Source organism: Dehalococcoides mccartyi 195, from assembly GCF_000011905.1.
GTDB classification, from domain to species: domain Bacteria; phylum Chloroflexota; class Dehalococcoidia; order Dehalococcoidales; family Dehalococcoidaceae; genus Dehalococcoides; species Dehalococcoides mccartyi.
Map to the genome: position 1 here is coordinate 125,049 of NC_002936.3, position 11,848 is coordinate 136,896.

An 11,848-nucleotide genomic window follows, 5' to 3' on the forward strand; every position below is an offset into this window, starting at 1 on the left:
GAATCGGTGCTGTTTTTGCAAGCCCACTTGGCTTGCGGGAGAGGTTTAACCCGGGATGACTTAATATACGTGTTTAATACGTATTAGAAGATTAACCGGTGCTTGGGCTGATGCTGTCAGCGGTTGAGGCCGGTTTAATATCCGCAAACGGCAGTTCTATACGGAAAGTAGCCCCGTTGCCGGGGGTGCTTTCCGCTGATATTCTGCCATGGTGTTCCTCAATAATGCCATGGCAGATGGAAAGCCCCAGTCCGGTACCCTTACCGACCTCTTTGGTGGTAAAGAAAGGGTCAAAAATACGTTTGATGTTTTCAGGGCTGATGCCGGGGCCGTTATCTGAAATACTGATTACTGCATAACCTTTGCGGCGGCTGGTTTTTATGGTTATCTGGGGGTGTTCCTTAAGGCGCAGGAAGAACTCTGCGTTGATAATAATATTTATTAAAACCTGCTGTATCTGGAAGACGTCCAGCATTACCCGCGGCAGGTCGGGGTCCAGTTCGGTTATGCAGCGGATATTATTTATCCGGTGGTCATGTTTGCGCAGTTCAAGCACCTTCTGAATGCTCAGGTTTATATCACCGGCTTCGCGGGTAGGGGTTTGCTGACGGGCAAAAGTGAGCAGATTGCGGACTACTTCAGCCGCCCGCAGGGCTTCGCGGTGAATAGTCTGGACATCTTCTTTGATTGATTCTTCCAGTTCATTCATCAGCAAAAGTTCGCTGAAGCCGACAATGCCGGTAAGGGGGTTGTTTATCTCGTGGGCCAGACCGGAAGCCAGCTCGCCTACTGAGGCCATGCGGTCAGTCATGATAAGCTGCTGTTCCAGTTTCTTGTGTTCGGTAATATCCGCACTGAGTATTATTATGCCCTGGATTTCACCTGAGTAATCACGCAGTACCGCTCCGCTTATCTGGCAGAAATATTCCGTTCCGTCCGGGCGTACACACAGAAGTTCCAGATTGCGTACTTCATTCAGGCTGTCTGCCTGGGCCAGATAGGCTCTGGCTTCTTCACGGTCTTTGGGGGCAATAAATTCCAGCCCGTGTCTGCCTATCATCTGGTCTTTGCTGGTGTAGTTATTCATTTTCAGTATAGTCTGGTTGACCTCGGTAATATAGCCTTGGGTATCCATGACAATTATGCCTTCGTTAACCCCGTTGAACATTCCCCGGATTTTTTCTTCCGAGGCTATCAAGGCATTATGGGTCTGTTTCTGTTCGGTAATATCAGAGATAATGCAGATAGCATTCGTTACGCTGCCGTTTTCATCAAGCAGGGTAGAGCAGTTTACCATTACATCCCGGTACTTGCCGTCCTTGTGGAGCATACGGCAATCCTTGTTATAAATAATTTCCCCGCGGTTTAGGCTGGCAATATGCCTGCGGACTTCATGGCGGAAGGGTTCTTCCACAATTTCCAGAAAGCTCATCCCCACCAGTTCGGCCGGAGTATAGCCCAGTATTTCCTGAACACGCATATTGCAGTCATTTATAATACCGTTCTGGTCAAACGAAATAATAATGCTGGCGGCTGTTTCAAATATAGAGCGGTAGCGGTTTTCACTGCGGGTAAGGGCATCACGGGCATTTTTCAGACGGCTTATATCTGTGAAGGTGGTATAAACCATGTACGAGTTTTCCTGGTTGAGGCGGAACAGCGGCAGGGCAAACAGGTTGACCCAGCGGACCTCACCGGAAAGGTTATTCTTTATGCCCATAAAAACATTCCGCACCGCTTTGCCGGTCTTCAGGGCAGTTATTACCGGGTTTTCCTCCGGCGGCATTATTGAGCCGTTTTCCTGCACATAAGTCCAGACCGGGTCGGCAATATTTGTTCCCAGCAGTTCGCTTTCATGCCTGCCGAAAATAGTATTGGCGGCCGGGTTGGTTTCAATTATGATGCCCTTATCATCAATATAAATAGCCCCCTGGGCCATAGTTTCAAACAGGGTGTGGTACTTTTCCTCGGACATACGCAAAGCTTCTTCAATATGTTTAAGCTCGGTGACGTCTTCACCCGAATAGAGTATTGAATTAAGTTTTCCGTCCTGGCTGCGGATAGCCGTGGAATGCCACAAAATCACCTTTTCCTGGCCGTCTTTAGTCAGGACTACATCCATATAGCGTTCCGGCAGGTCGGCTTTGCCTGAGATAATTTGTTTGTACATGGAGTGTTTGATAAGACGGCGGTAACCGGGCACAAAACTCTCAAACCAGTTGCGCCCCACAATTTCCTGATATTCATAACCCAGTATTTCGCAGCCCCGCTTGTTAATCTGTAAAACAATCTCGTTTTCGCTTAAGACAACTATAATTACCCCGGCAATATCCAAATACAACTGGGCTTTGTCTCGTTCTTCTTTCAGCCGGATTTCAGTTCTGGCCAGTTCTTGCCGGTGGCGTATTTTTTCCACCCCCAGCGATATATCCTGGGAGACCTCCCGCAGCAGGGAAATTTCTTCTCTGCCGAATACGTCCGGGTTATTTGAATAAACGCATAATACCCCCAGCAGTTCATCCCCGAAATCAATAGGCGAACAAAGCAGGCTGCAGCAATGCTGACAGCAGATATCATCACCGGGGCAGGTCTGGATGTCTGGAACTACTATCAGGCTGCGGCTTTTTATAGCCTGCTGGATAGGTTCTCCGGGCAGGTAGAGGCAATGCGGTGCCGGGCACTCCCCGGCGGGAAGCTGGGACGGCTGTCCGCTGGCAGCGTGATAGCGGGGTTCAACTGTCTGCTGGTCAGGGGTTGCATAACCTATCCAGGCTACCTGATACCGCCCGGCATAGACCAGTCTTTCGCACACCCTTTCCATCAGCTCTTCTTCGTTGTCTATATGGGTGATATGGTGGTTTATATCCCGTATCATGGAGAGTATCTGGTTGAGTTCTTCTTCGTGGCTTATTACCCGCCGGTGGTTGTTGATTATCAGCCCTACCAGACTGCCGGCACCCAAAGTTAGCAGCATAACGAAGAAAATAACCGGCTCAAACAAGTCCATTCCAACCATCAGCAGCATACCCGGTATGAGGATGCTGCTGACCCAGATTATGGAAACTTTTAATCCCCAGCGCCAGGTGGCAATGGCGATAATAATAATGGTAGTAGATGCCTCCACCATAGTGGCAAAAAGCTTCCAGTTGGCATTTTGAACGAAGTCCTGCGGGGATAAGACTGAGTATAATCCTAAGATGATTACCAGTACGGATAAGCCGGTGACGTATGTAAAATATTTATCTTTGAAAAGAGGGGGGGATTGCTGGTTTTTCATTGTCCTGTTTTCCCCCTCCTGTTTACCAGATTATATTAAAACAAAACTTTTTGGATTATTCAAAACAAATCAGGTGTGCGTCAAATAGCATAAAAACCTTTGGAAACACGAATAAAATTCTTAGCCAGGTCCGGGTTTGTGCCGAAATGGAGATGCAGGTAACTGGCCAGTACATTAGTACTATTTCCTATAATAAAACCCTCATTCTGTCCGGCATACTCAGCCGGCTCCAGCAGGGTATAGGCTGGTTTGGTTTTGGGGGAGGGCAGTTTTGACCAGTGGAAAATGTGCCCCCTTAGTTCAGTCCCCTTGCCGGAAAGGATATTATCGTTCTGGACGGCGGCTCTGGTATAGCCCAGACGGTGCAGTTTTTTCTGCATGACAGATACGCCCGGCAGAAGCCCCAGCATCAAGTATTTGTTATTATCAAAGTCTTCTATCGCTTCGGATAAATACATCAGCCCGCCGCATTCGGCATAAATGGGCATACCGTCTTCGGCCGCTTTGGTCAGGGCGGTTTTCATGGCCTGGTTGGCGCTAAGCTCTGCTGCCATTATTTCCGGAAAGCCGCCGCCTATGTATATGCCGCCGATATTCTCAGGCAGACAGGTATCATGCACCGGGCTGAAATAACAGAGTTCAGCCCCCCAGTCTGAAAGCATATCCAGATTAGCCTGATAATAAAAACTAAAGGCTTCGTCCCTGGCTATGGCTATACGGGTAACCGGCCGGGCAGGGGTTTCGGGGAATAGATATGGGCATGGTCTTTCGGGCAGGGGCGGTGCATTCCGGGCAATATTCAGAATACGGTCAATATCTATGGTACTTTCAATATGGGCAGCTAAGTTTTGGATAAAGCTTGCCAGTTCGCCGCCTTCAGAGGTGGTTTTCAGCCCCAGGTGGCGTTCCGGTATAGCCAGCTCTTTATTGCGCAGCAGATAGCCTACTACCGGGGTAGAGGTATATTTTTCAATTGCCTTGCGGCAGATTTCATAATGGCGCAGACTGCCGGCCTGATTAAGTATAACCCCGGCAATATTTATCCTGGGGTCCAGGTTTTTATAGCCCAGCACTATGGCGGCGGCGCTTTCAGCCATGTGGGAGATATTAAGCAGCAGTATAACCGGGGCTGAGAGTAATCTGGCAATTTCGGCGGTAGAGCCCCCGGGGCGTTCGCCGCTGTATCCGTCATAAAGCCCCATCACGCCTTCCACCAGGGCAATCTCCCTGTTTTTCAGCCCGTGGAAAAACACCTCGGTCATGGCATCTTTGCCCAGCATCCAGGAGTCAAGGTTGTGGCAGGGGTTATCGGCGGCCAAAGTCAGGTATCCGGGGTCTATATAGTCAGGGCCGCACTTGTAGGCGGCTACTTTATGTCCGCGCTTTGTAAGGGCAGCGGTAATGCCGCTGCTTATGGTAGTCTTGCCGCTGCTTGAAGAAATACCGGCTATGACAATACGTGGAAAATTCATACAGCAGAGTATATCACTCAGGATTGATTTGCGTAAAGATTAGTTTTCTTTGAGAACTTTTATGTATACAGTCCGTCTGCGCGGGCCGTCAAATTCTGCAAGGTAAATACCCTGCCAAGTCCCCAGCAGAAGTCTGCCTTCTTCTATAATCAGGTTCAGGCTGCTGCCCATAAGGCTGGTTTTTACATGGGCGGCCGAGTTGCCTTCCGAATGGAGGAAGGGAGTAACAGCCGGGACTATCCGTTCCAGCTGGGCTTTGATATCGGTTATAACATCAGGGTCGGCATTTTCATTTATGGTCAGCCCGGCGGTTGTGTGGGGGACAAATACCTGGCACAGGCCGGAGGTAACACCGCTTTGGGTTATAAGCGAACTAATCCGGCTGGTAATATCTATAAATTCGGTCTGGCTGCGGCTGGGTATTTCAAGGCGGTACAGGGGCAGGGAGTCAGGCACGCTTGATAAACTCATTTATCTTGGTTCGCAGTTCCCGCGGGCTGAAGGGTTTGGTAATATAGCCGTCAGCACCCAGCTGCTGGCTGAGTTTCTTGTTCAGTTCATAGCCCACTCCGGTCAGCATGACAATAGGAATGGCACTGGTCTGTTTATCACCTTTGAGCATACAGCAGGCGGCCAGCCCGTCCAGTTTGGGCATCATGATATCCATCAGTATCAGGTCAAAGTCCTGCTCTCGGGATTCTTTTACCGCCTCTTCGCCGTTTTTGGCTTGAACTATCTGATAGTCTTTGTCCAGTATGCCGCAAACAAGCTGCCGCACATGCTCTTCATCATCAGCTATCAGTATTTTCATTTTGGGCATGGCTGCCTCCCTAGGATACCATAGGTAATAATAAATAATAGTATAACATTCAATGGTAGGTGAAAACAGGTAAAGTTTTAAAAACCTTAGTTTTGGGCCTTAAGTTTTTCTAAAGTTTCGCTGACTATCTTCTTAAGGTCACTTGGGGTGAAGGGTTTGGGTAAAAACGGCTGGCCGGTGGCATCCAGAAAACCCTGGGTGCTTTCGTCCATGAGGTCACCGGTAGTGAATACCATCCGTTTGGCGGTTTCCGGGTAATAGTTCAGCGCATAGGTGTACAGGTTTTTGCCGTTTATAATAGGGGTGCGGATATCTACCAGGCAGAGGTCAAACTTTTCCTGCTGGATAAGTGACTGACCTATCTGCCCGTTTATGGCAATAGTAACATCAAGCCCCATACTCTCCAAAGTGCGAAGGCATACCTGACATATGGATGGTTTGTCTTCAACTACCAGTACCCGGTATTTTTTATCAGTCATAGAGTCCTGCTTATCGGGAGGTGAGTTTGGATTGCTATAATGGGTAATTTATTTATACTAATGGTATATTGTATCACAGTGTTGACAGCTGTCAATAGCGGGGTACAGAAAAGTGTTAATGAGGCAAAAATGAGGTCAAAATGATTAGAATCTAAACTTGCCGCGCTGGATAAGGTAACCGCAGGCAAGCCCCACCAGTAACCCTCCCAAATGACCCTGCCAGGCAACTGAAGGCAGGAAGGACAGGATAGCAAAACTGCCCAAAACTGCAATCCAGAGGGGGATAGGTATGGGCAGGGGGAAAACCATAACCTTGGAGTTCGGGCGGAGTACGGCCAGAGCGCCGCCAAGTGCAAAAACCGCCCCGGAAGCACCTATGACATACCCGTAAGAGCCGGCGTTGAGGAGTATGAACAGCAAACTGCCCGCCAGACCGCCCCCGAAAAATATGATTAGCCAGCTGCGCTGACTTACCATCTGGAGCAGGGCATTGCCGAAGAAATACAGGGTAAGCATGTTGGCGAAAAGATGCCACAGGTTTGCATGGACAAACAGGCTGGTTAAAATAGTCCAGGGGTGGCTTAGGGCGGTTGCCGGCTGAAGTGCCAGGTACGGCCCGATTTGGGGAGCAAAATTAACCCCGAAGAATACCACCACACAGGTTATTATTATCAGGAGTATGATATCCGGCTGGTTGCGGTAGTTGGAATATCTCATATGGAGTCATTCTGACAGTTTTATCCAAGGCGTGTCAAATTTTTGGCAACAGACGGGGAGAGCTGAAACGAAAGTTTGGCCGGAAGGTATTTATCAGCTGAAATTACGCTAAGGCCTCTTGGGTGAGCCGGATGCCGCTGTTAAGCAAATATGGCACTAGCTAAAATGCCCTTATCAGCGGGCAGACAAAACTAATACTTTCCAGAGCCCTGAGGCAGCAGGTCCGGGCTTCAGGAAGTGGTTTTTTTAGAGGGTGTCTGTTTGGGGGCTTTTAAGTTTACTTCTTCGGCGGAGAAAGGTGAATAACCCTGTATTATTTCACCTTCGGTAATTATTTCCAGTTTGCCGCCGCACTGGGCACAGGTTTGATGGCGGGCATTTAAAAGTGCCCAGCCGTGATAATGCCCCCCGCACCTGGTACATCTTGCCTCTGGTATCTGCATACTATTATATTACCATTAAGGTAGGTATAAGCTGTCAACTATTTTGTAGATACTCTTTTGAAAGAAGGCGGTTTTACTGCCAGGCACCATTTACAAAGGTAAGGTTTGCCCAGTCACTGCCTTCAGGCATCAGGGCGCTTACTATCAGGCCTTTTTCATTCAGGGTATAAATACCTATTACTTCACCCATAACAAAATTATGAACTGCCAAGCTTACCGAAGGTGAGCCGTAGCTGACATTTGAGGTATGGCCGGAGCCGACTGTCCCGCCGTCATTCAGGGTGTTTATTTCCGCATCCACCATAGCTGACAGGACGGCCAGACGGACATTTGCCAGTTCGGTATTGGCAGATTCTACCTTACCCTCGTGCATAAATTTTACTACATTGGGTATTACCACTCCGGCCAGCACCCCCAGTATAGCCACAACTACCAGTATTTCAATCAGGGTAAATCCGTGTTCACGTTTAAAAATATTCCCGGGTATTTTCATAAATTCCCCCTTATGACGGCAACTGTGCACATTTATATAGCCAATAGTACTAAAACCGGGTAAACATTTTCAATACCTGTCTGATGAAATGCCTGTCTTGCTGAAAATAGTCTCTGGCTTTATACTTTAGCCATGCCTGAGCATAAAATACTGGTAGTTGAAGATGACGCCACCTTGCGTGAGCTTTTGTGTTACAACCTTGCCAAGGAGGGATACCAGCTGGAATGTGCTGAAGACGGGCTTAAGGCGCTTGGTATGTACCGCCGGTTTAAGCCGTCTTTGGTTATACTGGACGTAATGCTGCCGGGCATGGACGGCTTTGAACTTTGCCGCCTTATCCGCGCTGAGAGCAGCGTGCCCATACTTATGCTGACCGCCCGTTCAAGCGAAACAGATAAAGTAAACGGGCTGGAAGTGGGGGCGGATGATTATCTGTCCAAACCCTTTGGCATGAAGGAACTGCTGGCCAGAATGAGGGCACTCCTCCGCCGCAGTCAGATGCAGAACTCCCAGCCAGAGCCTGTGAGCGGCCTGAAAATAGATAATCTGGAAATATTTTTTGAACGTCATCTGGTCATGCGGGACGGGGAGGCTTTAGACTTTTCCCCGAAGGAGTTTGACCTGCTGAGTTTTATGGTTCAGAACCGGTGCCGGGTTTTCAGCCGCGAACAGCTGCTGGAAAAGGTTTGGGGTTATGATTATCCGGGCGGTACCCGCACGGTTGATGTACATATCAGCTGGCTGCGCCAGAAAATAGAGACTGACCCGTCCCGTCCCCGCCACCTGATAACAGTGCGGGGAACCGGCTATAAGTTTGAGGAGTAAATATGGCCAGAAGCCTTAAATGGCGTTTAATAAGCCTGTTTTGCCTGCTTATTGCCGCTAGCGTGGGTCTGCTCAGCATTTTCCTGTCCAATCATCTGGAGAACTCTTATCTGGACAATTTGCAGTCCCGCCTTGTTCAGGAAGCCACGCTGCTTTCAGAGATAGTGCCGGAGCATATTTCTGAAGACCCGGACAGTTTTGATGCTTATATTAAGGAACTGGGAGCCTCGCTGGATATACGGCTGACTGTTATAGACCCCGGCGGTCAGGTGCTGGCAGATTCACTCCAGTCACCCTCGGACATGGAGAATCACTCTACCAGAGTTGAGTTTATTGATGCTTTAAAAAACGGCCTTGGCACCAGTGTTCATCAGTCTGCCAGTCTGGGATATGAAATGCTGTACGTGGCTATCCCGGTTAAAAGCGGGACAGAGGTACTGGCGGTAGTGCGGGTGGCCTTGCCGGTAGAAGAAGTATACGCGGCGGTGGGGGATGTAGACCGGACTATTTTGCTGAGTGCCTTAATAAGCATACTGGCGGCCGGGCTTTTAGCAGTTTGGGTAGCGGCCAGCCTGACCCGCCCGATTAAGGAACTCACCGCTATTGCCCGGCGTATTGCCCGGGGGCAGATGGATGCCGTTCAGATAGAGGTAAGCGGCAAAGGTGAAATGGAAGAACTGGCCCATGCCTTCCGCCTGATGACGGAACGCCTGCGTGACAGCATAAATGCAGTCAGCTCCGAGCGTGACCGCCTGTCAGCGGTACTGGAACGCATGGGTGACGGCATTTTCCTGCTGGACTGCGAAGGCACTATAAGCCTTTTAAACCCGGCTGCCGAGCGGATATTTAAACTGGAAGCCGAACATGTAATAGGCCACAGCTTTGTGGAAGCAATACGTGACCATGAAATCCACTCTATTTTTGAGCATTCCAAATCCTCCGGCAAGCAGGAGATGGGTTTTGTAGAGCTTGCCTCCGGCAGGCGTTTTCTGGGTATTATTGCTACCCCGCTGGTCAGCCAGTCCGGTTATCTGGTGCTGGTGCAGGACCTTTCAGAGCTTCGGCGGCTGGAGAAGGTAAGGCGGGATTTTGTAGCCAATATTTCCCACGAATTACGCACCCCTATCAGTTCCCTGAAACTGCTGACTGAAACCTTGCAGGAGGGGGCGGCATCTGATGCTGCGGTTGCGGCCGGGTTTATTGAAAAAATCCACCTTGAGGTAGATAAACTGGCCCAGCTGGTTACCGAACTGAGTGACCTTTCCGCTATAGAAAGCGGCCAGGCGGTTTTAAACCTCCAGCCGGGAGATATTTCCACAGCTATAAAACTGGCAGCCGCCAGGCTTAGCCCCCAGGCGGAACGGGCAGGTATAAGCCTTGGGGTAGAACTGCCCGAAACCCTGCCGCAGGTAAAGCTGGACGAAAACCGGATTGAACAAGTGCTGGTAAATCTGGTGCATAATGCCATCAAGTTTACCCCCAAGGGCGGCCGGATAAAGATTGGTGCCCGCACCCAGGGGCAGATACTGGTAGTATATGTATCTGACAGCGGCATAGGTATACCCGAAGATGATTTGACCAGAGTATTTGAGCGTTTTTACAAAGTGGATAAAGCCCGTTCCGGCGGCGGTACAGGTTTGGGACTGGCTATTTCCAAGCATATAGTGCAGGCACACGGCGGGAACATCTGGGCAGAAAGCCGCTACGGCAAGGGGGCAACCTTCAGTTTCAGCCTGCCGCTTGGCTGAGTATTTTCTTACACCCGTTAGTTTATAAACCAGCTCTATCAGGGCTGGTTTTTTTATTATTCCGGTATTTCAAGATTTTTACATAACCTTAACAAATCCTTTATATAGCCTTAATCTTGGAGATTTAAACTGATAATGTGAATAAGGAAAGAGGAAAAGAAACAAGAAAGGAGGTGAATATAATGGAAAGAATAACTTTGGCTCTGGTAGCCCATGATAACAAGAAGCAGGAAATAGTAGACCTGGTAAAGAAGCACGAAACCGACTTGGCAGGTCTTAATCTGGTAGCCACCCGCACCACCGGTAAGCTCATTCAGGCCAGCACTGATCTGAATGTAAATTTACTCCAAAGCGGCCCTCTGGGAGGTGACCAGCAGATTGGTGCCATGGTAGCCAGCGGGGTAGTAACGGCTATCATATTCCTTCGTGACCCCCTGACCGCCCAGCCCCATGAACCTGACATTTCCGCCCTGATGCGCGTGTGTGACGTACATAACGTACCCTTAGCTACCAACGTATCTACCGCTGAAGCTGTTTTGCACCTTATATTCGAGCATCCGGAGGAACTTAAGGAGCACAGGCTGAAGAGCCAGCTTTTAAATAGTTTAAACAGCTGATACAGGTTTACAGAATAAATAACCATAGAAGGAAGGAAAATTGAACAAGTTAGTAACCAAGAAAAAGATTATGCTGCCTGTTACCGCCGTAATGCTGCTGGCACTGGGCGTGGCAGGATGCAGCAACGATGACGAAGCCGACAACAACGATGATAATAATGACAACACCCCCACTCTCTCAGGAACTATCAACGAAGCCGGTTCCACCACCGTTCAGCCTCTGGCTGAAAAACTGGCAGCCGCTTTCAAAGTTCTTTACCCGAATGTTAACGTGGTAATAGGCGGCGGCGGTTCTTCAGTAGGTGTTAAATCAGCAACTGACGGCACGGTAGAAATTGGTGCTGTCTCACGCGAACTAAAAGACACCGAGACCGGCCTGACCAAATACCTCCTGGCCAAAGACGGCATTGCCATCGTAGTTCACCCTGACAATACTGCGGTGGCTAATCTGACCGTAGACCAGGTACGGGATATCTTCTCCGGTGTTATAACCAACTGGAGCCAGGTAGGCGGCCCTGACAAAGCAATCCATGTAATGGCCCGTGAAGAAGGCTCCGGCACCCGGACTGCCTTTGAGGAACTGGTAATGGGTGAGGATGTACGGATTGTAGCCAATGCAGTCCTTCAGAACTCCAACGGCGCTCTTAAGACCGCTCTAGCCGGTGACAAAGATGCCATAGGCTTTATCTCCTTCGGCTATATAGATTCAAGCGTAAAAGCCTTGAGCATAAACGGTATAGCTGCTACCTCCGAGAATGGTAAAAACGGTACTTACCCCATTATCCGCCCGCTCTACTTCCTGACCAAAGGCACTCCCAGCGAACTGGTACAGGCCTTCCTGGACTACTGTATGAGCGATGCAGTCCAGCAGATAATAACTGAAGAAGGTTACTTATCTGTAAACTAAGCCCGGGTCGGGTAAATTAGGTAATCACAATGGGCAGAGACCAAAAATCT

General features: G+C 49.3%; 12 protein-coding genes. 4 read left to right on the forward strand and 8 right to left on the reverse strand.

Going from position 1 to position 11,848, the window contains the following annotated elements; genetic code table 11:
- Positions 1–91 precede the first annotated feature (91 nt).
- The 8 genes from DET_RS00735 to DET_RS00770 all read right to left on the reverse strand — a co-directional run bounded on the left by DET_RS00735 (position 92) and on the right by DET_RS00770 (position 7,701).
- Entirely contained in the window at positions 92–3,277 is a 3,186-nt protein-coding gene (locus DET_RS00735) for a PAS domain S-box protein (protein ID WP_010935932.1), read from the reverse strand.
- Positions 3,278–3,357: 80 nt separating this feature from the next.
- Positions 3,358–4,749, reverse strand: a complete 1,392-nt coding sequence (locus tag DET_RS00740) for a cobyrinate a,c-diamide synthase (protein WP_010935933.1) — start codon at positions 4,747–4,749, stop codon at positions 3,358–3,360.
- Positions 4,750–4,788: 39 nt separating this feature from the next.
- On the reverse strand, positions 4,789–5,205 hold the full coding sequence (locus DET_RS00745) for a secondary thiamine-phosphate synthase enzyme YjbQ (RefSeq protein WP_010935934.1): 417 nt from the start codon (positions 5,203–5,205) through the stop codon (positions 4,789–4,791).
- Positions 5,198–5,569, reverse strand: a complete 372-nt coding sequence (locus DET_RS00750; protein ID WP_010935935.1) for a response regulator transcription factor — start codon at positions 5,567–5,569, stop codon at positions 5,198–5,200. The genes DET_RS00745 and DET_RS00750 overlap by 8 nt, the downstream gene beginning before the upstream one ends.
- Before the next feature lie 86 nt (positions 5,570–5,655).
- A complete protein-coding gene (locus DET_RS00755; protein WP_010935936.1) occupies positions 5,656–6,048 on the reverse strand; it encodes a response regulator in 393 nt (130 codons plus the stop codon).
- A gap of 144 nt (positions 6,049–6,192) precedes the next feature.
- Positions 6,193–6,765 (reverse strand): rhomboid family intramembrane serine protease, encoded by a 573-nt coding sequence (locus DET_RS00760; RefSeq protein ID WP_010935937.1) that lies wholly within the window; start codon positions 6,763–6,765, stop codon positions 6,193–6,195.
- Between the two features lie 230 nt (positions 6,766–6,995).
- Complete coding sequence (locus DET_RS00765) at positions 6,996–7,208, reverse strand: hypothetical protein (RefSeq protein WP_010935938.1); 213 nt, start codon at positions 7,206–7,208, stop codon at positions 6,996–6,998.
- 73 nt (positions 7,209–7,281) lie between these two features.
- Positions 7,282–7,701, reverse strand: coding sequence for a type IV pilin protein (locus DET_RS00770; RefSeq protein ID WP_010935939.1), 420 nt, complete (start codon positions 7,699–7,701; stop codon positions 7,282–7,284).
- A gap of 132 nt (positions 7,702–7,833) precedes the next feature.
- Between DET_RS00770 and DET_RS00775 the strand changes: the two genes are divergently transcribed.
- From DET_RS00775 to DET_RS00795, 4 genes are all read left to right on the forward strand, one after another.
- A complete protein-coding gene (locus DET_RS00775) occupies positions 7,834–8,526 on the forward strand; it encodes a response regulator transcription factor (protein WP_010935940.1) in 693 nt (230 codons plus the stop codon).
- 2 nt (positions 8,527–8,528) lie between these two features.
- Complete coding sequence (locus DET_RS00780; protein ID WP_010935941.1) at positions 8,529–10,274, forward strand: ATP-binding protein; 1,746 nt, start codon at positions 8,529–8,531, stop codon at positions 10,272–10,274.
- Between the two features lie 182 nt (positions 10,275–10,456).
- Positions 10,457–10,891 (forward strand): methylglyoxal synthase, encoded by a 435-nt coding sequence (locus DET_RS00790; RefSeq protein ID WP_010935942.1) that lies wholly within the window; start codon positions 10,457–10,459, stop codon positions 10,889–10,891.
- A gap of 70 nt (positions 10,892–10,961) precedes the next feature.
- Positions 10,962–11,798: a phosphate ABC transporter substrate-binding protein gene (locus tag DET_RS00795; protein WP_010935943.1), complete on the forward strand. Its 837-nt coding sequence runs from the start codon at positions 10,962–10,964 to the stop codon at positions 11,796–11,798.
- Positions 11,799–11,848 lie beyond the last annotated feature (50 nt).